The organism is Actinoplanes sp. CA-030573 (genome assembly GCF_050951115.1).
GTDB lineage: Bacteria > Actinomycetota > Actinomycetes > Mycobacteriales > Micromonosporaceae > Actinoplanes.
In genome coordinates this window covers 8,670,838-8,691,144 of record NZ_CP192038.1, presented here as the reverse complement: position 1 = coordinate 8,691,144, position 20,307 = coordinate 8,670,838, and the positions used below count along the sequence as shown (strand labels likewise).

General features: G+C 72.4%; 20 protein-coding genes. 14 read left to right on the top strand and 6 right to left on the bottom strand.

Translation table 11 applies throughout. The features are described 5' to 3' along the window. Positions 1 to 15 precede the first annotated feature (15 nt). Both ACQP2F_RS40090 and ACQP2F_RS40085 read left to right on the top strand, forming a co-directional pair. The gene (locus ACQP2F_RS40090; RefSeq protein ID WP_433297096.1) at positions 16 to 954 is read left to right on the top strand and encodes a thiamine-phosphate kinase; all 939 of its coding nucleotides are present in this window, start codon (positions 16 to 18) and stop codon (positions 952 to 954) included. A gap of 14 nt (positions 955 to 968) precedes the next feature. Then, positions 969 to 1,427 (top strand): GNAT family N-acetyltransferase, encoded by a 459-nt coding sequence (locus tag ACQP2F_RS40085; protein ID WP_433297094.1) that lies wholly within the window; start codon positions 969 to 971, stop codon positions 1,425 to 1,427. A 180-nt stretch (positions 1,428 to 1,607) separates the two neighbouring features. Here ACQP2F_RS40085 and rpmB read toward each other — a convergent pair whose 3' ends face one another. Continuing rightward, positions 1,608 to 1,799, bottom strand: coding sequence for a 50S ribosomal protein L28 (gene rpmB / locus ACQP2F_RS40080; protein ID WP_030436140.1), 192 nt, complete (start codon positions 1,797 to 1,799; stop codon positions 1,608 to 1,610). A 162-nt stretch (positions 1,800 to 1,961) separates the two neighbouring features. Between rpmB and ACQP2F_RS40075 the strand changes: the two genes are divergently transcribed. From ACQP2F_RS40075 to ACQP2F_RS40065, 3 genes are read left to right on the top strand one after another with little or no spacing between them, the layout of a single operon-like run. Then, positions 1,962 to 3,950, top strand: a complete 1,989-nt coding sequence (locus tag ACQP2F_RS40075; protein WP_433297090.1) for a DAK2 domain-containing protein — start codon at positions 1,962 to 1,964, stop codon at positions 3,948 to 3,950. 19 nt (positions 3,951 to 3,969) lie between these two features. After that, positions 3,970 to 6,165, top strand: coding sequence for an ATP-dependent DNA helicase RecG (recG, locus tag ACQP2F_RS40070; RefSeq protein WP_433297088.1), 2,196 nt, complete (start codon positions 3,970 to 3,972; stop codon positions 6,163 to 6,165). A 5-nt stretch (positions 6,166 to 6,170) separates the two neighbouring features. Then, positions 6,171 to 6,509: a DUF952 domain-containing protein gene (locus ACQP2F_RS40065; protein ID WP_433297086.1), complete on the top strand. Its 339-nt coding sequence runs from the start codon at positions 6,171 to 6,173 to the stop codon at positions 6,507 to 6,509. 112 nt (positions 6,510 to 6,621) lie between these two features. Here the strand turns inward: ACQP2F_RS40065 and ACQP2F_RS40060 are convergent, their stop codons facing one another. Together ACQP2F_RS40060 and ACQP2F_RS40055 are read right to left on the bottom strand one after the other, a co-directional pair. Further along, positions 6,622 to 7,845, bottom strand: coding sequence for an LPXTG cell wall anchor domain-containing protein (locus tag ACQP2F_RS40060; RefSeq protein WP_433297084.1), 1,224 nt, complete (start codon positions 7,843 to 7,845; stop codon positions 6,622 to 6,624). 104 nt (positions 7,846 to 7,949) lie between these two features. Then, on the bottom strand, positions 7,950 to 8,987 hold the full coding sequence (locus ACQP2F_RS40055) for an LPXTG cell wall anchor domain-containing protein (protein ID WP_433297082.1): 1,038 nt from the start codon (positions 8,985 to 8,987) through the stop codon (positions 7,950 to 7,952). Between the two features lie 334 nt (positions 8,988 to 9,321). Between ACQP2F_RS40055 and rsmD the strand changes: the two genes are divergently transcribed. From rsmD to mutM, 9 genes are all read left to right on the top strand, one after another. Then, positions 9,322 to 9,885, top strand: a complete 564-nt coding sequence (rsmD, locus tag ACQP2F_RS40050; RefSeq protein ID WP_433297080.1) for a 16S rRNA (guanine(966)-N(2))-methyltransferase RsmD — start codon at positions 9,322 to 9,324, stop codon at positions 9,883 to 9,885. Continuing rightward, complete coding sequence (coaD, locus tag ACQP2F_RS40045) at positions 9,882 to 10,361, top strand: pantetheine-phosphate adenylyltransferase (RefSeq protein ID WP_433297077.1); 480 nt, start codon at positions 9,882 to 9,884, stop codon at positions 10,359 to 10,361. Before rsmD ends, coaD begins: the two co-directional genes overlap by 4 nt. A gap of 93 nt (positions 10,362 to 10,454) precedes the next feature. After that, a complete protein-coding gene (locus tag ACQP2F_RS40040) occupies positions 10,455 to 10,952 on the top strand; it encodes a hypothetical protein (RefSeq protein ID WP_433297075.1) in 498 nt (165 codons plus the stop codon). A gap of 87 nt (positions 10,953 to 11,039) precedes the next feature. Continuing rightward, a complete protein-coding gene (locus ACQP2F_RS40035) occupies positions 11,040 to 11,642 on the top strand; it encodes a YceD family protein (protein ID WP_433297073.1) in 603 nt (200 codons plus the stop codon). A 5-nt stretch (positions 11,643 to 11,647) separates the two neighbouring features. Then, positions 11,648 to 11,821 carry a 50S ribosomal protein L32 gene (gene rpmF / locus ACQP2F_RS40030; RefSeq protein ID WP_020518010.1) on the top strand — a complete coding sequence of 58 codons (174 nt, stop codon included), beginning with the start codon at positions 11,648 to 11,650 and terminating at the stop codon, positions 11,819 to 11,821. A 64-nt stretch (positions 11,822 to 11,885) separates the two neighbouring features. Beyond that, positions 11,886 to 12,830, top strand: a complete 945-nt coding sequence (locus tag ACQP2F_RS40025) for a phosphate acyltransferase PlsX (protein WP_433297070.1) — start codon at positions 11,886 to 11,888, stop codon at positions 12,828 to 12,830. Beyond that, on the top strand, positions 12,823 to 13,575 hold the full coding sequence (gene rnc, locus ACQP2F_RS40020; RefSeq protein ID WP_433297068.1) for a ribonuclease III: 753 nt from the start codon (positions 12,823 to 12,825) through the stop codon (positions 13,573 to 13,575). Before ACQP2F_RS40025 ends, rnc begins: the two co-directional genes overlap by 8 nt. Continuing rightward, entirely contained in the window at positions 13,572 to 14,753 is a 1,182-nt protein-coding gene (locus tag ACQP2F_RS40015) for a mannosyltransferase family protein (RefSeq protein WP_433297065.1), read from the top strand. Before rnc ends, ACQP2F_RS40015 begins: the two co-directional genes overlap by 4 nt. A gap of 17 nt (positions 14,754 to 14,770) precedes the next feature. Further along, a complete protein-coding gene (gene mutM / locus ACQP2F_RS40010) occupies positions 14,771 to 15,622 on the top strand; it encodes a bifunctional DNA-formamidopyrimidine glycosylase/DNA-(apurinic or apyrimidinic site) lyase (protein ID WP_433297063.1) in 852 nt (283 codons plus the stop codon). 1 nt (position 15,623) lies between these two features. Here mutM and ACQP2F_RS40005 read toward each other — a convergent pair whose 3' ends face one another. The 3 genes from ACQP2F_RS40005 to ACQP2F_RS39995 are packed head-to-tail and all read right to left on the bottom strand — an operon-like array spanning position 15,624 to position 19,539. Then, positions 15,624 to 16,184, bottom strand: a complete 561-nt coding sequence (locus ACQP2F_RS40005) for a spherulation-specific family 4 protein (protein WP_433297061.1) — start codon at positions 16,182 to 16,184, stop codon at positions 15,624 to 15,626. Continuing rightward, the gene (locus ACQP2F_RS40000; protein ID WP_433297059.1) at positions 16,181 to 17,452 is read right to left on the bottom strand and encodes a hypothetical protein; all 1,272 of its coding nucleotides are present in this window, start codon (positions 17,450 to 17,452) and stop codon (positions 16,181 to 16,183) included. The genes ACQP2F_RS40005 and ACQP2F_RS40000 overlap by 4 nt, the downstream gene beginning before the upstream one ends. Then, the gene (locus tag ACQP2F_RS39995; RefSeq protein WP_433297057.1) at positions 17,449 to 19,539 is read right to left on the bottom strand and encodes a DUF3492 domain-containing protein; all 2,091 of its coding nucleotides are present in this window, start codon (positions 19,537 to 19,539) and stop codon (positions 17,449 to 17,451) included. Before ACQP2F_RS39995 ends, ACQP2F_RS40000 begins: the two co-directional genes overlap by 4 nt. Positions 19,540 to 20,307: the final 768 nt, after the last annotated feature.

Genomic DNA, 20,307 nt, shown 5'->3' with positions numbered 1-20,307 from the left:
GGAAGGCAGCTGACGGTGAGCATTGCCGAGATCGGCGAGTTCGGGCTGATCGCCCGGGTCGTCGCCCGGCTCGACCAGGGCACGAGGACGCTGCTCGGCCCGGGCGACGACGCCGCGGTCGTGTCCGCCCCCGACGGCCGGGTGGTGGCCTGCACCGATGTGCTGGTCGAGGGCCGCCACTTCCGGCGCGACTGGTCGAGGGCGAGTGACATCGGACACCGTGCGGCGGCCGCGAACCTGGCCGACATCGCCGCGATGGGTGCCGATCCGACCGCGCTGCTGGTCGCGTTCTGCGCGCCCGCCGACCTCGAGGTGGCCTGGGCCGAAGAGCTGGCCGGCGGTCTGTCCGACGAGGCGGCGCTGGTCGGCGCGAGCGTGGTGGGCGGGGACATGTCGTCGAGCCCGACGCTGACCATCGCGGTGACGGCGCTGGGCGACCTCGGGGGGCGGGAGCCGGTGGTGCGGTCGGGCGCGCAGCCGGGCGACGTGCTGGCGCTGGCCGGGCGCACCGGGCACGCGGCGGCCGGATACACCATTCTCTCCCGCGGATTCCGTACGCCGAAGATCCTCGTCGAGGCCTATCGGCGGCCGGCCGTGCCCTACGCCGCCGGCCCGCTCGCCGCCCGGCACGGGGCAACCTCGATGATCGACATCTCGGACGGCCTCCTGCAGGATCTCGGTCACCTCTCGACGGCCAGCCTGGTGGCCATCGACGTGCGGCGGGACGCGTTCACGGTCCCCGACCAGATGCGCGATGCGGCGACGGCGCTCGGCGTCGACCCGTACCAGTGGCTGCTGGGTGGGGGAGAGGACCACGCGCTGGCCGCGACGTTCCCGCCCGGGGTGACCATGCCGGAGGGATGGCGCGAGATCGGCACGGTGCACGACGGCTCGGGCGTGACGGTCGACCGGCGGCCGTGGTCCGGGTCACCGGGCTGGGATCACTTCCGCTAGTTACAGTCGGTCTCGTGCAGGAGATCAAGATCAGAAGGGCGGACTTCGCCGAGCCGGCCGTACGCGATCTGCTCGTCGACGTGCTGGCCGAGCTCTCGGAGCGATACGGCGGCAGCGGCGACGACACCCCGATCGGAGCGGACGACTTCACGCCGCCGAACGGTGCCTTCTTCGTGGCCGACGACGGCGAGCGGTTGCTCGGTTGCGTCGGCTGGCGCCGGCACGGGGAGGACGCCGAGCTGAAGCGGATGTTCACCGCTCGCGCCGGACGCCGCCGTGGCCTGGGCCGGCGGCTGCTGGCGACGGTCGAGGAGTCGGCGCGCGCGGCCGGTTGCCGGCGCATGATCCTCGAGACCGGGGACAGGCAGCCGGAGGCGATCGCCCTTTACGAAAATTCCGGATATGTCCGCATACCCGATTTCGGCTTCTACGCCGGCGAAGAGGGCGTGCTGTCCTTCGCGAAAGACCTGTGACGCACTTGGCTCTTGGTCGCAGTTAGCTCTTGGAACGCAGTTGGCTCTTGGTCGCAGTTAGCTCTTGGAACGCAGTTGGCTCTTGGTCGCAGTTAGCTCTTGGAACGCAGTTGGCTCTTGGAACGCACTTAGCCGCCGGGCCCTGAGGACCCGGCGGCTAAGGAAAGCAGGCGCTCCGAGCTAGGCGCGGACGACCTTGCCGGCCTTGATGCACGAGGTGCAGACCTGAAGCTTCTTGGTCGTGCCACCGCCGGCCGGGGTGCGCACCGACTGAATGTTCGGGTTCCAGCGGCGGTTGGTCCGCCGGTGCGAGTGGGACACGTTGTGGCCGAAGCCCGGTCCCTTGCCACAGACGTCGCACACGCTAGCCACGGGGTACTCCTGAGGTTTGTCTTCTACATCGTCAAGGCAGCCCCGCGAACCATCGCCAAGGCAACCCGGCAAGGTTACCCGATGGTGCGCCGTGACAGCCAATCGCCCCCGGTCAGGGTGCGGTCCCGGGAGAATGTCAGGGGGCGTTAGTACGATTTTCGCGTGCTGGAGACCCTCGACGCTGCCGCGGTACGCCGCTGGTGCGGTGGTGGGCTGGAAGCGCTGCGCGCTCACCAGCACGAGATCGACGAGCTGAACGTCTATCCCGTCCCCGACGGCGACACCGGCACCAACCTCGTGCTCACCCTCACCTCGGCCCAGCAGGCCCTCGACGAGGCTCTCGACGAGACGGCCCCGGTGGACAGCGCACTGCCCGGCAGCGCGCCAGGCAGCACGCCGCTGGGCAGCGCGCCAGGCAGCACGCCGCTGGGCAGCGCGCCAGGCAGCACGCCGCTAGGCAGCGCGCTGCACCGCATGGCCCGCGGTGCCCTGCTCGGCGCCCGGGGCAACTCCGGCGTGATCGTCTCGCAGATCCTCCGCGGCATGGCCGACAGCCTGGCCACCTCGGCCGCGGCCCGCGGCGCCGACCTGGCCCGGGCCTTGCGCTCGGCGTCCGAGGCCGCCTACGCCGCGGTGGCCCGCCCGGTCGAGGGCACGGTCCTGTCGGTGGTGGCGGCCGCCGCCGAGGCCGCCGGCGGCCTCAAATCCGACGACCTGATAGCCGTCGCCCGAGCCGCGGCCCGAGCCGCCGCCGAGGCGCTGGCACGCACCCCGCAGCAGCTCCCGGTCCTGGCCCGCGCCGGCGTGGTAGACGCCGGCGGCCGCGGCCTCGTCTTGCTGCTCGACGCCCTCGTAGACGCCCTCACCGCCCCTGCCGTCACCGCCCCTGCCGTCACCGCCCCTGCCGTCACCGCCCCTGCCGTCACCGCCCCTGCCGTCACCGCCCCTGCCGTCACCGCCCCTGCCCCCGCCGACACCGCCCCTGCCCCCGCCGACACCGCCGCTGCCTCCGCCCTCACCGCCGCCGTCCCCGCCCTCACCGCCCCTGCCTCCGCCCCCACCGCCCCCGGTGCCCCGAGCGCGGCCGCCGGCTCCTCTATCTCTCTCGCTGCGCCTGCCGCCTCTTCTCCCGATGCGGCCGAGAGCTACGAGGTGCAGTACCTTCTCGACGCCGCCGAGCCGGCCGTCGCCACGCTGCGCACGGCGCTCGACGGCATGGGTGACTCGCTCGTCGTGGTCGGCTCCGGCGACGGCACGTGGAACGTTCACGTGCACGTCAGCGCCGACCGCATCGGCCCCGCGCTCGAGGCGGGGATTGTCGCGGGCCGGCCGCACCGCATCAGCGTCACGCCCCTCGACGAGGGCCGCGCACACGTGATCGAGCCGCATCCCGCCGACTCCGGCGCCGCCCAGCCATGGGCCGCCGACTCGCGGGGCGCTCCGCAATGGGCCGCCGACTCGCGGGGCGCTCCGCAATGGGCCGGTCGATCTCCGGCCGGGGATTCGCGGGCTGCCGTCGTCGTGGCGGCCGGCGACGGGCTCACCGCGCTCTTCGAGGCCGAGGGCGCCACGGTCGTCGGGCGTAATCCGTCGGTTCGCGAGATGGTCGAGGCGATCGCCGCGTCCGGGGCCGGCAGCGTTGTGCTGCTGCCCAATGACGCGAATACGCAAGCCGTCGCGGCCGGGGCCGCGCGTGAGGCGGAGGCCGGTGGGGTGCGGGTGAGCGTGGTGCCCACCCGGTCGCCGGTTCAGGCGCTCGCGGCGCTGGCCGTGCGGGACCCGAGCCGGCCGTTCGCCGATGATGTCATCGCGATGGCCGAGGCGGCCGGGGCCTGCCGGTACGGCGAGGTCTGCACCGCCCAGCGCGACTCGCTCACCGTCGCGGGCCCGTGCCGCGCCGGCGATCTGCTCGGTCTCGTCGACGGCGAGGTGCACGTGATCGGCGCCGACCTCGGCGATGTGAGCCGCCGCCTGCTCGACCGCATGCTCGGCGGTGGCGGCGAGCTGGCCACGCTCGTGCTCGGCGCCGACGCCCCGGCCGGCCTCGAGGCGACCCTGCGCGGCCATGTCACGCAGGCCTGGCCGTTCGTCGAGCTCGCCTGCTACGCGGGCGGCCAGCCCCGGTACCACCTGCTGGTGGGAGTGGAATGACGAGTCTGGTTGGAGTGCAATGACCGAGTCGACCGCCACCACCACGACCACGCCGCTGCGCAAGGTGCTCGGCGAGCGCACCGCCAAGGCGCTCGCCACCCACCTCGACCTGCACACGGCCGGAGACCTCATCTATCACTTCCCGCGCCGGTACGACGAGCGCGGCGAGCACACCGACATGCGTGACCTGCAGATCGGCGAGCAGGTCACGCTGTTGGCCCAGGTGCAGTCGGTGAGCGTCAAGCCGATGCGGGCCCGCAAGGGGAACATGCTCGAGATAACCATCGGGGACGGCTCGGGCGCCACGCTCACGTGCACCTTCTTCAACCAGGCCTGGCGCGAGCGCGATCTGCGGCGGGGCCGGTGGGGGCTGTTCGCTGGCAAGATCACCGACTTCCGGGGCAAGCGGCAGCTCAACGGCCCGGCCTATCAGCTGTTGCGGGCCGACGCCACGCAGGACGAGGCGGCCGAGGAGATCGAAGAGTTCGCGGGCGCGCTGATCCCGGTCTACCCGGCGGCCCAGGCGGTGCCGACCTGGGTGATCGCCAAGTGCGTGCGCACGGTGCTCGACACGTTTCAGCCGCCCGACGATCCGCTGCCCCCGCCCGTACGCGCGAATCGCAACCTGGTCGGGATCGGCACCGCGCTGCGCGAGATCCACCGCCCCACGTCGAAGGAGGCGTTGTTCTCGGCCAAATACCGGCTGAAGTGGGACGAGGCGTTCGCGGTGCAGCTGACGCTCGTGCAGCGCCGGGCACGGTCGGCCGCCATCCCCGGCACGGCGCGACCCCGGGTCCACGGCGGCATTCTCGACAAGTTCGACGCCTCCCTCCCGTACGAGTTGACCGAAGGCCAGCGTGCGGTGGGCGAGGAGATCGCCGCCGACCTGACCCGTCCCCATCCGATGCATCGGCTGTTGCAGGGTGAGGTCGGCTCGGGCAAGACGCTCGTGTCGGTGCGCGCGATGCTCCAGGTCGTCGACTCCGGCGGCCAGGCGGCCCTGCTCGCGCCGACCGAGGTGCTCGCCGTCCAGCACTTCCGCGGGATCAGCGCCCAGCTCGGCGCCCTCGGCCGGGCCGGTGAAATTGACGGCGACCCGAGCGGCACGCAGCTGACCCTGGTCACCGGCTCGCTCGGGGCGGTGGCCCGGCGGGCGGCGCTGGCCAAGGTCGCGGACGGCACGGCGGGCATCGTCATCGGCACGCACGCCCTGCTCTACGAGGGCGTCGACTTCCATGACCTCGGGCTGGTGGTCGTCGACGAGCAGCACCGGTTCGGCGTCGAGCAGCGGGACGCGCTGCGCGCCAAGGCCGCCCGGCCGCCGCACGTGCTGGTCATGACGGCGACCCCGATTCCCCGTACGGTCGCGATGACCGTCTACGGCGATCTCGAGACGTCCACTTTGTCGCAGTTGCCGCGCGGCCGCTCGCCGATCGCGTCGCACGTGGTGCCGCCCGAGCGGCCCGCGTTCCTGGACCGGGCGTGGAAGCGCTTGCGCGAGGAGGTCAAGGGCGGCCATCAGGCGTACGTGGTGTGCCCGCGCATCGGCACCGGAGACGCCGAGGAGGAGGAGCCGCCGGGCGACACCGAATCCGCTCGGCGCCCGCCCCTGGCGGTGACCGAGGTCGCGCCGCTGCTGGCCGAGGGCCCGCTGCACGGCCTGCGGATCGGCGTCCTGCACGGCAAGCTGCCCACCGACGAGAAGGACGCGGTGATGCGCGCGTTCGCGGCCGGCGACCTCGACGTCCTGGTCGCGACCACGGTGATCGAGGTCGGCGTCGACGTGCCGAACGCGACCGTCATGATCATCATGGATGCCGACCGGTTCGGCGTCTCCCAGCTGCACCAGCTGCGCGGCCGGGTCGGCCGGGGCTCGGCGCCCGGCATCTGCCTGCTGGTCACCGAGTCGGTGGAGGGCACGGCCGCCCGCGAGCGGCTCGACGCGGTGGCGTCCACCACCGACGGGTTCCGGCTCTCCGAGATCGACCTCGAGCAGCGCCGCGAGGGCGACGTGCTGGGCGCCTCGCAGTCCGGCCGCCACTCCCACCTGCGCCTGCTCTCGCTGCTGCGCGACGCCAAGCTGATCACCGATGCCCGCACCGAGGCGTCCGAGCTGATCGGCGACGACCCCGACCTGTCGAAATACCCCGCCCTGGCCGCCTCGGTCGCCGCCCTGGTCGACGAGGAGCGGGCGGAATACCTGGAGAAGGGCTGAGCGGCTTGATTCTGCACATCTGCCCGCGCGACGCCTGGGCGAAGGCGGTCGCGGCGGGCGTCTACGACGGCGACACGCTGGCGACCGACGGCTACATCCACTGCTCCACCGCCGAGTGGGTGCACATGCCGGCGACGTTGCGCTTCCGCGGCCGTACCGACCTCTTGCTCCTGCACATCGACGAGTCCCGCCTGCCGGTCCCGGTGACGTGGGAGGAGGGCAACCCACCGCACCCCGAGGGCGCGTTCTTCCCCCACGTGTACGCGGCCCTGCCCGTCGACGCGGTCGTGGAGGCCACCGAATACCGCCCGAACCCGGACGGCTCGTTCCCGCGGCTGGGATAGCGAGGGCGCGCCGGCGCCCCATTCATGCAGTCCTGTGGACAACCGGGAAAAGTTGTCGGACCTGGCTGCTTTACTCGGCCCCACCCAGAACGGGTGGGGCCGAGATCCGCTGTCAGGCCGTGAACTTCACCTTGCGGCGACGGGCCAGGAAGAACAGCGCGCCACCGATGATCAGCAGCAGCGCCGCGCCGCCCGCGACGGTGCTGGCCGCGGCGCCGGTCTTCGGCAGGTTGCTGTCGCTGGAGACCGGCGTGGTGCTCGGCGCGCCGGCCGGGGTGGTCGAGGCCGGGGGCGGCGTCGAGGCCGACACGCTGGCCGACGGCGAGGGCGACGACGACGGGCTCTCCGACGCGCTGGCGCTCGGCGACGGGCTCGAGCACTCGTCCTTGACGATGTCCACGGTCAGCGCCGGAACGCCCTTGAGGTCCGGGAAGTCGACCTTCGCGGTGGTGGCCTCGCCGGCCGGGAAGGTGACGTCCTCGGAGGCCCCGGCGGCGACGGTGACGGTCTTGGTGGTGTCGCCGTAGGTCACGTCCGCCTTCGCCGGCACGTTCTTCTCGGGGTTGCTCACGGTGACCGTGACGGTCGTGCAGTCGTTCTTCCCGGTCGCGGTGGGCAGGCAGGTGTCCGGGCGGGACCAGGTGATCGTCTGCGTCTCGAGGTTCTTGGCCGAGACGGTGATCGGCCCGCTGTCGGCCGGGATGTGGATCGGCTCCTTGGTCGCCTCGCCCTTGCCGACCGTCACCGACTGCTTCTGGCCGTTGTAGCTGATCTCGAACGTGACCGGGTAGCCGCTCAGCTCGCCGTTGTTGCTCAGGCTGATGTCGGTGCTGCCGTCGCAGTTGGGGATGGCCTGGACCGCCGGCTGTACGCAGTCGCTCGCGCCGAAGTTCCGGTACTGAAGCTTGCGAGCACCGTACCGGTCGCCGTTCTCGACGAGCGGGTTGATGATCGTGTCCTCGCCGCCGACGAAGAGGTCGACCTGCGTGTTGCACTTCGGCACCGAGACCGTGAGCGAGCCGCTCTTCTGGCCGGAGTCGACGCGGGCCGTGCGGTTGGCGAAGAGGTACTGCGGCACGGCGAAGTCGGGCCGCGGCGCCAGGTACGAGACCAGCGTGACATCGGTCGCGCAGTGGGCGTCGTCCTTCAGCGTGAAGGTGCCGACCGCGCTGCCGTCCTCGGCGAACGTGAGGTCCGACGACGCGAAGTCGGCGACGGTGCATTTGTTGTCGTCGTGGTCGCCGGTGCGTGCCTCGGCCGAGGTGGCCACGGCACCGGCGCCGATCAGGGCGCTGACCAGGACGGTAGCGGCGCGGAAGAGGAGCGTCTTCGTCACCAGGGGAACTCCTGAACGTCGAGGGGCCGGGGGAGAAATGAACCGGGGGCGCGTCAGTCGACGCGCCCCCGGGTGTTGCGTGTTGCGATGTCGTGCGACCGCTATCAGGCGGTGAACTTCACCTTGCGACGGCGGGCCAGGTAGAACAGGCCACCACCGACGGCCAGCAGAGCGGCAGCGCCACCGGCGATACCCGCGGTCGGCGTACCGGTCTTGGCCAGCTCGTCGCCGCCGCCACCGCCGGCGCCGCCACAGCCGGCCGGCTTCTCGAACGGCACGGTGACGGTCTCGGGCGGGCTGGTGACGCCCTGGTAGCTGGCGACAACCGTGAGCTTGACCGAGAAGCCCTCCTCGGCCTGGAAGGTGGCGGACTTCTTCTCGCCGGCCTTGATGTCCAGGTCCTTCGCCTCGCCCTTCGACGGCGCGAAGTGGAGCTTGTACTCGATCTCGCCCTTGGTGTTGTCGAGGCCGATCGTCATCGAGTCACAGTCGACGTCGAAGATCTCGTTCGGCAGCACCGGCTCGCCCGACTCCGACGGGGTCGGAACCGGAACCGTCGGGGTCTCGGTCGGCGTGGTCGCGGTCGGCGTCGGCGACGTGGTCGCCGGCGTCGTCGTCGGAGCCGTGGTCGGCTCCGTGGTCTCCGGCGACGACGGCTCCGTGGTGGGCTCGGTCGTCGGCGTGGTCGGCGGGGTCGACTCGCCGCCGCAGTTCTCCGGCTTGGTCGCCGTGTCGCTCTTGGTGATGGGGTTCTTGCCGTCCCACGTCATCGTGATCGTGAGCCGGACGTTCTCCTTGTCGGCCGCCTCCTTGAGGGAGCCCTTGAGCCAGACGTAGGTGGACTCGTCGCGGTAGTCGCCGGAGCGCGGCGCGACCTTGCCCTGCTGGATCTCGCCGATGGCGTCGGTGTAGTCCTCGTCGTCAATCTTGACGGACGCGATCACGCCGTCGGCCCGGTCCCAGTCGTTAGCAACCTGGAACGCGGCGACCCAGCCGCCGTCGTCGCCGCACTCGCCGGAGGCCCGGACCACGGTCGAACAGGCCAGCGCGGGGGCGGCCATGGCAGCAACGATGCCGAGGCCGAGGAACGTGCCGCCGGCGACGGTGGCGCCGCGGCGAAGCTTGGTGGTGAACAGGTTCACGCCTACTCCTGTGTTGGGAATCAGGGGTTCGGCGAGGAAGCGGCGGGCCGACGCCGTTGAGAGCGAGAGCCGTCGACGACGCCTCCCCACGTCGTCGACACGCGGCCGTAACCACGTGCAACAGCGAGGGACTTTAGCGAGTTAGATGAATCTGGGAAATGGCTCAGAGAGCCTTAAAGCTGTTGTTGCAGAGCCGTGATCTTCGATGAACTGAGTGAGATCGCTTCGATGCCCTGCGTGTGTGGACAAAGGGGAATTGTTCACTCTGTGATTGCGCTGCGTGAGTGTTGAAGTAGCTTCGAGTCGTGCTACCCAACCAGCCCGGCGAGGCCGCATGACCAGGATCATCGCCGGTTCCCACGGCGGACGGCGGCTGGCCGCCCCGGCCGGCGCCCTGACCCGGCCCACTTCGGACCGTGTTCGTGAGGCGTTCTTCAGCGCATTGGCGACCATGACCGACCTGTCTGGAGCGCGGTTCGCCGACCTTTTTGCCGGATCTGGGGCGGTTGGTCTGGAGGCGCTGTCCCGCGGCGCATCGCACGCGCTTCTGGTCGAATCGGACGCTCGCGCCGCCCGTACGATCCGCGACAACATCGTCTCGTTGCGTGTCGGCTCGGCCGCGCGGCTCGTCACCGGCCGGGTGTCCCAAGTGCTCGCCGCGCCGCCCGAGGGTGGTCCGTACGACGTGGTCTTCGCCGATCCGCCCTACGCCGTGGACGACAACGAGATCGTGGAGCTGCAGGAGGCCTTGGTGGCGAACGGGTGGCTGGCGCCCGACGCCGTCGTGGCGATCGAGCGGTCCCGCCGGGGTGACCCGATGAGCTGGGTGGATGGCATCACCGCGGACCGTAGCCGACGGTACGGGGAAACTACTCTTTGGTACGGTCGCCGATCATGAGACGTGCGGTGTGCCCCGGCTCCTTCGACCCGGTCACCAACGGCCACCTCGACATCGTCGGGCGGGCCAGCCGGCTGTTCGATGAGGTGATCATCGGCGTACTGATCAACCACTCGAAGACCGGCCTGTTCACCATCGAGGAGCGTCTCGAGATGCTCAGCGAGGCGACCGCCGGCTACGAGAACGTCCGGGTCGCCTCGTTCCACGGGCTGCTCGTCGACTTCTGCAAGTCGCAGGGCGCCGCCGTGGTGATCAAAGGGCTACGCGCGGTCAGCGACTTCGACTACGAGTTGCAGATGGCGCAGATGAACATCGGGTTGTCCGGCGTGGAGACGTTGTTCATGCCGACGAATCCGCTCTATTCGTTCCTGTCGTCCAGTCTTGTCAAAGACGTGGTCAAGTGGGGTGGCGACGCGTCGGCGTACGTTCCCGACTTCGTGGGCGAGCGGTTGATCAAGCGGTTGAAGCAGGACTGACCTCTCGGCGTGCCCGGAAACGGGCGTGCGAGAGAGGCAGTAACGTGATCGCACCACGCTCCGTGGGTACGACTTGACAGGAGTGAGTGACCGGTGGATCCGCTCGACAGCATCGACGAGATCATCGAACGCGTCCAGGACGCGCGCTCTGTCCCGATGTCGCGGACGAACTTCATGTACGACCGGGGCGAGATGATCGAGTTGCTCGAGTCGCTGCGCTCCGGCCTGCCCTCGGAGATCCGCAAGGCGGCCGCCGTGCTCGACGAGCGCGACCGGATCATCGAGGCCGGCCGTCGTGAAGCGGACCGGATCATCAGTGAGGGTGAGACGGAACACGCCCGGCTGGTCTCGGTCAACGAGATCACGGTCTCGGCCGAGCACGAGGGCGCCCGGATCATCGCCGAGGCGCGGACCGAGGCCCAGCGGCTGCGCGAGGAGGTCGACGACTACGTCGACACCGCGCTGGCGAACTTCGAGCAGTTCCTGACCAGGGCGCTCGCCTCGATAGAGCGTGGCCGCGACAAGATGCACGCCCTCCGCGAGATCGGCACCTTCCAGGGCGAGGACTCCGAGCGTCCGCTGCCCTTCTAGCGGGCACGGACACCCCGCCCGATTCGACGCTGGAGCGAAAGCTCAGGTAATCTTTTCCGTCGGCCTACCTATGGCTGAGAGTTCATGATGCCCAAGTCACCGCAGAGTCACCTGGATCCCAGGCAGCCGCTGGTCGTCGACACGACGAAGCTTCCCCGGCAGCCTGGTGCGACGCGTGCCCTGAACCGGGTGATCCCGGCGCCGGCGAACCTCGGCCTGGAGCTGATCAGCGTCCCCGAGGGGTCGGACGTCGAGCTCGACCTCGTGCTCACGTCGGTCTCCGAGGGGGTGTACGTGTCGGGCCGGGTCCGTGGTTCGCTCACCGGCGAGTGCGGGCGCTGCCTCAACGAGATCGACCAGTCCTTCGACGTCTCCCTCGCGGAGCTGTTCGCTTATGAGGACAGCACCACCGAGGAGACGACCGACGAGGACGAGGTGGGCCGGATGCAGGGCGACCTGATCGACCTCGAGCCGGCGGTACGCGACGCGGTGGTGCTCACGCTGCCCACCAACCCGCTCTGCCGCCCGGACTGCCCAGGCCTGTGCCCCGAGTGCGGGGTGCACTTCGACGACCTTCCGGCGGATCACAGCCACGAGGAGATCGATCCTCGATGGGCCGCCTTGCGTAAAATGGCCGAGCTTCCCAGGGCGGCTTCGCCGCAAAACCCGCAACATCAGAACGAGGAGTAAGAACCGTGGCCGTCCCCAAGCGCAAGATGTCGCGCAGCAACACCCGGTCCCGCCGGGCGAACTGGAAGGCGACCGCGGTCGCGACCCAGGCGTGCCCGCAGTGCAAGTCGCCGAAGCTGCCGCACACGGCCTGCTCGGTCTGCGGCACCTACAACGGCCGTCAGGTCCTCGAGGTCTGAGCCTCGCGGAGTGACGCGCCCGATCATCGGGCGGGTCGCACCTGGGCAACGGCGAGCCATCGGTATGCCGGCTTCCTCCGCGGAGCCGGCGACCGCGCGGATCGCCGTCGACCTCCTCGGCGGGGACCACGCTCCCGCCGTCGTGGTTGACGGCGCTCTGCGCGCCTTCCAGGACGATCCGTCCCTTCACCTGCTTCTCGTCGGCACGCATGAGGCGGCCGACGCGGTTCTGGCTGCCGTTTCGCCGGCCGAGCGCAACCGGGTGGGCATGCTGCCGATGCCGGCCGTCGAGATCCACCCCGACGACTCGGCCCGGGCCGCCCTGCGCGCGGTCGCCGACGGCCTGGCCGACGCCGTGATGTCGGCCGGCAACACCGCCGCCGTCGTGATCTCCGCCGCGCGCGCCCTCGGCCGCTGGCCGGCCGTCCGGCGCCCCGCCCTCACCGCCGTGCTGCCCACCGCCGCCGGCCGGCTCGTGCTGCTCGACGTCGGCTCGGCCGTCGACCCCGACGAGGGCACTCTCGCGATGCACGCCCGGCTGGGCGCCGCGTACGCCTCCGTCGTGCACCGCGTCGCCGAGCCCAGGGTCGGCCTGCTCACCATCGGCACCGAGCGCGGGAAGGGCGACCGCCTGCGCCGGGCCCTCCCGCCCCTGCTCGCCGCCGCCGACCTGCCCGGCGGCGCTCGCTACGTGGGCCTGGTCGAGGGCAACGACGTCGTGACCGGGAACGCGGCCGATGTCGTAGTAACTGACGGTTTCACCGGAAATGTCCTGCTCAAGGGGCTGGAGACCGCGTACGCCCGCTTGGGTCCGCCCGGAGGAAACGCCGCCGTCCCACCCCGCGCCGCCCTGCTGCTCGGCGTCGCCGGCACCGTCGTGGTGTGCCATGGCTCCGCCTCCGAGACCGACCTGGCCGCCGGCATCGCGCTGGCGGCCGAGCTGCACCGCCGTGGCGCGGTCGACGCCATCGCCGAACTGATCCCGCACAACGAGGTGTCCCATGAGTGACAAGCGCCGCCGGCCGCCGACTCTCCCGCTCGAGGAGGCCTTCGGCGTCCCGATCGAGCCGGGCCTGCTGGAACGGGCGCTCACTCACCGCTCGTACGCGTACGAGAACGGCGGTCTCCCGACGAACGAGCGCCTGGAGTTCCTCGGCGACTCGGTGCTCGGCGTGGTGATCACCTCGGCGCTCTACCACAACCACCCCGACCTGCCCGAGGGCCAGCTCGCGAAGCTGCGGGCCAGCGTGGTCAACATGCACGCGCTGGCCGACGTGGCCCGCGGCCTGGGCCCACTGGGGCTCGGCCCGCACCTGCTGCTGGGCAAGGGCGAGGAGACCACCGGCGGCCGGGACAAGGCCAGCATCCTGGCCGACACGCTGGAGGCGCTGCTCGGCGCGATCTACCTCGAGCACGGCCTGGACGTGGCCGGCGAGGTGATCCACCGGCTGTTCGACCCGCTGATGGCCGAGTCGGCGGGCCGCGGCGCCGCGCTCGACTGGAAGACCAGCCTGCAGGAGCTGACCGCGGCGCTCGGGCTCGGCGTGCCGGACTACGTGATCGAGGACTCCGGGCCCGACCACGCCAAGACGTTCACGGCCTGGGTCGTGGTGGCCGGGGAGCGGTACGGCGGCTCCGAGGGGCGCAGCAAGAAGCAGGCCGAGCAGCGCGCCGCCGCGGCCGCCTGGCGGACGCTCAACGAGCGCGGTCAGGACGCCGAGGACGAGAAGCCAGACGGCGACCTGGCACCGTGAGCCTGGCCGTGGAGACGCCCGAGACCGAGCGGGTTCCCGAGCGCGAGCGTCTCTGGGACCTGGCCGGCGCCTGGCGCGGGGTGCTCACCGCCGTCGGGATCTTCGCGCTGACCCGGGTCGCGCAGCTGCTCATCCTGGCCTGGATGAGCGCCGCGGCGGACGACCAGGTGAGCGTGCGGGGGCGTCTGCTGGTCTGGGACGCGGGGTGGTTCCTGCGGGTGGCGATCGACGGCTACCCGCACGGCTACACGTACGGGGCGAACGGCGGCCTGGAGGGCAACGAGCTCGCGTTCTTCCCCCTCTACCCGATGTTGATCCGTGGTGTGGCGGCGCTCGGGCCGAGCGCGCAGACCGCCGCGCTCGCGGTCAGCTGGCTGGCCTCGATCGGGGCCGCGGTCGCGCTGCACCTGCTCGGCACGACCCTCTACGGCAAGCGGGCCGGATGGGCCCTGGTGGCCATCTGCTGCACCGCTCCGGTGTCGGTGGTGCTGTCCATGGCGTACTCGGAAGCGCTGTTCCTCGCTCTGGTCGCCGGGATGCTCGCCGCCGCCCACCGCAAGGTCTGGTGGGCCGCCGGCCTCCTCGGCCTCGGCGCCGCGCTCACCCGTCCCACCGGCGCCGCGGCCGCGCTCGCCCTCGCCGTCGCCGCGATCATGGCGGTGCGCGAGTCGCGCCGCAAAGCCTGGCAACCGCTCGGGGCCGCCGCCGTCGCGCTGGCCGGCGTGCCGCTGTTCCTGGCCTGGGTGGGCCTGCGAGTCGGCGACCCGAGTGCCTGGTTCCGCATCCAGACCGCGGGCTGGGGCACCTCGTTCGACTACGGCGCGAGCACCTGGACCTTCCTGCGTCAGACGCTGTCGACCGGCGACGGCTGGATCCCGGTGAGCATGGCGATCATGCTGTTGGTGGCGCTGGCCGCGGCGGGCGTGGCGCTGGCCGGGAAGCCCTGGTTGCCACTCGCGGTTTACGGGGTGGTGGCGATGGTGCTCGTGTACGGCCAGGCCGGTTTCTACCACTCGAAGCCGCGCCTGCTCCTGCCCGTACTGTTGACGCTGCTTCCGGCGACCGTGGCCGCCGCCCGCGCCCGCCCCCGCGTGGCCGTGCTGTCGATCGCGGCGTGGGCCGCCTTCGGCCTCTGGTACGGCGCGTACATGCTCACCGTCTGGCCGTACACCTTGTAGTTCTCAGGGAGATAAAAGTGCCCGAACTGCCCGAGGTCGAGACCGTCCGCCAGGGCCTGGCCAAGTGGGTGGCCGGCCGGACGATCAAGACCGTCGAGGTGCACCACCCGCGCGCGATCCGCCGCCATCTGCCCGGCGACGCGCACTTCATCGCCATGCTGACCGGCCGCACGATCCTCGACGTGTCGCGCCGCGGCAAGTACCTCTGGCTGCCGCTGGACTCCGGCGACGCGATCATCGGCCACCTCGGGATGAGCGGCCAGCTGCTGATGCAGCCGGGCGACGCGCCCGACGAGAAGCACCTCCGCATCAGATTCGTCTTCGCCGACGGCGGACCCGAGCTGCGCTTCGTCGACCAGCGTACGTTCGGCGGCCTGTCGGTCTCCGAGGGCGGCGCCGAGCTGCCCAGCGAGATCTCCCACATCGCCCGCGACCCGATGGACCCGCTCTTCGACGACGAGGCGTTCGTGGCCCGGTTGCGCGGCAAGCACACCGAGGTCAAGCGGGCGCTGCTGGACCAGACGCTGATCAGCGGGGTCGGCAACATCTACGCCGACGAGGCGCTGTGGCGGGCCCAGCTGCACGGCGCCCGCGCGACCGACCAGCTGACCCGGCCGGCCGCGCGGCGGCTGCTCGCGCACGTGCGGGACGTGCTCGGCGAGGCGATCGTGGCCGGCGGGACCAGCTTCGACGAGCTCTACGTGAACGTGAACGGCGAGAGTGGCTACTTCGACCGGTCGCTCAACGCGTACGGGCGGGAGGGCGAGCCCTGCCACCGCTGCGGCACGCCGATCCGCCGCGAGCAGTTCATGAACCGGTCGTCCTTCAGCTGTCCCCGGTGCCAGCCCCGCCCCCGCGGCGTGAGATAGCTCAGCTTTCCGCGCTGTGGCCGCCGGCGTACGCGCTGACGTAGGGGGTGGCGTCGGTGGCCAGGCCGAAGCCCGCGCCGCGCCGCCCCATCAGCCGCCGGGCCGCGGTGAGCAGCGCCGGCGGCACGCCGTGCACGATGTGCCCGTCGCCCGGCCGCACGCCTTCGCCGTCCCAGCTCTGGTAGGCCGACCACGGTCCCTCGAACGTGCAGATCCGCACGCCGAGGTCGCGGTAGAGCGGATGCGTCGGCACGCCCGGGTTGAGCACCACCCGGTGCAGCCCGCGCCGGGCGGCGAGCCGGATGGTCAGCGCCACCGGGCCGACCCCGCCCGACCCGGCCGGCGCCCGGTCGAGGAACAGCCCCTCGACGCCGTCCTCCCGCCAGGCGTCCACGTCGGCGAGGACGTCGGCCAGCGAGCGGCTGCCCCAGTCGAGGTCGATGCGGCCGAGCGACTGGTGCATGGTGCGCCGCTCGCCGGGCAGATCCCGGATGATCCAGGTCTCGGCGTCCAGCGCGAGATCGGGCGACGGGTGGGCGTACGGGGGGAAGAGGGTCTTCACGATGATCTCCGGAGGTCGGCGGCGGTCAGGGCGACGACGAGCAGGCCGGCCACGTGGGTGGCGGCGAGCGCGCCGACGGCGTTCGGCAGAGGGCCGGCGGCCGATGTCGGTAGAAGCTTCAGAAGAACGGTGACCAGCGGGGGAGCGCTCGCCACGACGGCCGCGACGCCGATGCGGCCACGGGCGGCGAGCAGGAACGTGATGGCGAAGACGCCGCCGAGCAGGGTGCCGCCGGCCAGGCCGAGCACCTCGTCGCGGGCGTCGGTCTCGTAGGCGGCGACGGCCAGCGAGCAGCCCATGGCCAGCGGCGGCAGCAGCCCGGCGATGGTCACCGTGGTGACGCCGCGCCGGCCGGCCGGATCGGCGCCGGCCTCGGTGTTCCAGCCGATCAGGGCCTCGAGCACGGGCACCGCGAGCAGCAGCGGCAGCCAGAACGGCATGGTCGACCCGGACGGCCCGGCCCGCCACAGCAGCCCGACGCAGACCGCCTGGGACGCCCCGATCACCAGATAGCCGCCGGCGCGGCGCAGCTCGGGGCGGCTGAGCCGGAACGGCTTGCGGCAGGAGGGCAGCATCGCCGGGCGGAACGCGCGGACCAGCGCCAGCACGATCGCGGTCGGCAGCAGCGTGCTGACCGGCAGCCACGGCACCGGCCGGCCGGCCAGCGCGGCGAGTGTGGCGACGGCGAGCAGCCAGCCCGGCAGGCACCAGCGGACGACGGCGGCCTCGGCCCGGGTGACCAGGGCGGCGGTGACCGTGGCGAGCGTCGCGAGCCCGCCGAGGCCGACCACGAGGGCCAGGCCGCGATGGGGCCCGAGCAGCGCGGACGGTGCGATCCAGACCAGCGCGCACCAGAGCCCGGCGACCGCGGCGAAGCCGGCCGCGACCAGACGGCAGGCGGTCGCGATCCCGGCGCGCTGGGCGACGGTGACGCCGGCGCAGGTGAGGGCCTGGGCGGCGGTCCACCCGAGCAGCAGCGTCACCACCGGCACCGGCCACGCGACCTGCCGCAGTTGACCACCGGCGGCGACGGCGACGCTGAGCGGACCGAGATAGAGAGCACAGCGCAGGACGGTGGCGCCGAGGTAGGCGCCACGCGCGGGCGCGGGGGGTGCGATCTCCGGGAGGGCGAGTTGCGGTTCCGCGGCGTGCCGGGGATGCAGCCGTACGGCCGGAGCGTGCCGCCCATGCCCGACCGCACCCCTTCGACGGGTACGAGATCGGGCCGCGCGCGTGGTCGTCGCCGCCCGCCGTGGAGTGATCGTCACAGTCCTTCACCGCCTCGTGCCGCGTCGGCCATCTCCTGCTCGGGCCGCCGGATCGCGGGCCACGCCGGCGGCGGCCCGATCACCCCGACCGCGTCGCGTTCGGTCGCGCTCGGCGCGTCGCGCTCGTCGTCGCCTTCCGTTCCGCCTCGCGCGTCGTGCTCCCGGTCGGCTTGTCTGCCTCGCGCGTCGTGCTTCCGGTCGGCTTGCGCGTCGCGGCCTCGGCCGTCTTCCTTGTCGCCTCGGGCGTCGCGTCTCGGGTCGCGGTCCGGCTCGGTGTAGCTCGGCGAGCCCAACCCGGCGGCCGCCAACGCCATCCCCATCCCCATTCCCATCCCGCCCGATTTATCGGCTTTTTCGGCCTTTCCTGGGACGCCGGCCGTGGTCGGCGCCGGGCCGGGCGGCAGTGGGCCTCCGGGCATCGCTTGCGCCGGTCTCACGCCGACCGTCGCCTGCGTCGCGCCGGCGCCCGCCGCCAGGCCCGCGCCCGCCGCCAGGCCCGCGCCCGCCGCTGCCGCGCCTGTCGCTGCCGGGCCCGCGCCTGTCGCTGCCGCGCCCGTCGCCGCCGAGCCCGCGCCGACCGTCGCCGTCGGTGCCGTCGCGGTAACCGGGCTCAGCCAGCGCACCGTGGCCGGGTTGGCGGCCCGCGGCGCCGGGACCGCGAGCGCCACCTCGAAGGCCGGCGCGGGCGGTGGCGCCGCTAGATCGGTGTAGAGCGCGCCGTACACGCGTACCACCCGGTCGTTGGTGAAGTAGGTCAACGCCCGCCGCCGCGCCGCGTCACCGAGCTGGCGCCGCCGATTCGGCGCGCGCAGCAGCCCGACGATCGCGATCGCCAGCTCGGCCGGGTCGTCCGGCTGCACCAGCACGCCCGCGTCGCCCAGCGTCTCGGCGGCCGGGCCGACGTCCACCCCGACGACCGCGCGGCCCGACATCATCGCTTCGATCAGCCGGTACGGCGGATCGGCCGGCCCCGGCACGTGCGCCACGACGTGCCCAGCCGTGTACCGGTCACGAGGGTCGGCGGGTAGCGGGTGCAACCGGATCGCCCGGCCCAGTCCGGTCCGCTCGATCTGCTCGGCACAGTGGTCCTCGTGCGCAGGAGTGACGCCGACCAGGTGCAGCACGGTTCCCGGCACGGCCGCCGCGACCTGCTCGAAGGCGGCCAGCAACGGGGTGAGCCCGCTGTCCGGCCCGCCGCTGCCGGCCCAGACCACGGCCGGGTCGGTGTCCAGCTCGGCGGCGCCCGGGTACTCCGACGGGTCGACCCCGGCCGGCACCTGCACGAGCCGCACGGCCTCGGCGCCGTGTCGCAGCGCCCAGCCGTGGTGGTAGGAGCTGAGCGGGGCGATCAGGCCGGCCTCGGCGTACCCGGTGCGGGCGACCGCGGCCCGGAACCGGCGCAGCACCGCCCGCACCGCCGGTGATAGCCGGTCCTCGGCCGGCTTGTGCCGGGCGACCGGCGCGCGGGCCTCGGTGAGCAGCAGCGGGGTCCCGGACCGGAACCGTCCGCCGAGCGCGGCAAGCAGCGGCGTGGTGCCGCCCACGCAGTGCACGAGGTCGACCTCCGGCACCGGCACGGTCAGGGCACCGAGGGCGTGCTTGAGCAGGGTCGCGGCCGTGCGGGCGTCCCGCGCTCCGAGCCTCGGCAGCGTCGGGTCGGCCGACTCGGGCCGGCTCTTCCAGGCGTCCGTCAGCAGGTCGGCCAGCGGCACCCCGGCCAGCGGGTCGGCGCGTTCGGCGGCGAGCTCGGCCAGCCCGCGCAGGCCGATGGCGAACCGGCGCTCCTCGATCAGCCCGCGGCAGAGCAGGTGGGCAGCGCCGCGGCCGCTCTCGTTGCTGTCGCCGCGGCGGCGTTCTCGGACGGGCTCGCGACCGACCTGCACGGCCTTGGCCGAGCGGACGTTCAGCGGCAGCGGGTACGCGGGCGCGGACGGCGGTTCGCGGTCCGTGACGGTCAGCAGGTCGAAGCCGTAGCGGCGCAGGCCCTCGACGAGGGTCCGGCACCACCCGCTCAGCGCGTCCCGCCGGTACGGGTACCCGCCGCCGGTGAGCAGGCAGACGCGCTCGTGCGACGGGGTCGATTTCACGAAGGAGGCAACGACACAGCCCGGGAAAGTTACGAGATCCTGTCGGCTAGGCGACACTTTTCCGCGACTTTTATCCGATTTGCCGCCCTATTTGTGCAAGTTGTCACGATTTTGTGCGTGGGCGGCGCGGGCGCACTGTGGCGATGCGAGACGGCCGAGTGGCTACCGGAAGCGGCGCGAGCCGGCCGAGAGATCATCGCGAGAGAAGCCGATCGAGCGGCCACTGAGAGGCGAAGGCCGACTCGAAGAGCCTTCCCGGCGGGACTCGTGGGACGATCCGCCGCGCTCGGATTCAGGTGCGAGAAACCGCGGCGGTCCTCGTAGAAGCCGCGGCCGTGGGCCGGGCCGCAGAACCGGCCGACGAGCGCACGCGGCCCGGATGACCCGGCGCCGGATGCCCCGCCACCGGCGCCCGGCGCCCGGCCCCGGCGTTCGCGTGACCGCACCGCCTTGCGCGGCCCCGCGGGGGACGGGCCGTCGCGCGGGCGGCGCGGTGCGGTGATCGAGATGCGGAAAGGCTCACCGCCGCGACGCCGCACCGGCCGGCCGCCGTCGCGGCCGGGCCGGCGTGCCTCGTGGTTCGGTCGCCCCGCGGGCGGGGAGATCGGCCGACTCGCGCTTCCGGACTGGTAGCCGACCCGACCGGAGCTGCGAGCTGGTTACCGAACCCCACCCGTAACTGGGTGGGGCGACGATACGGCCCGCCTGTGACAATTTTGACGAGCTGTCCACAACGGCGTGGCCGACCGTAGGCGGCTCGGCCGGCGC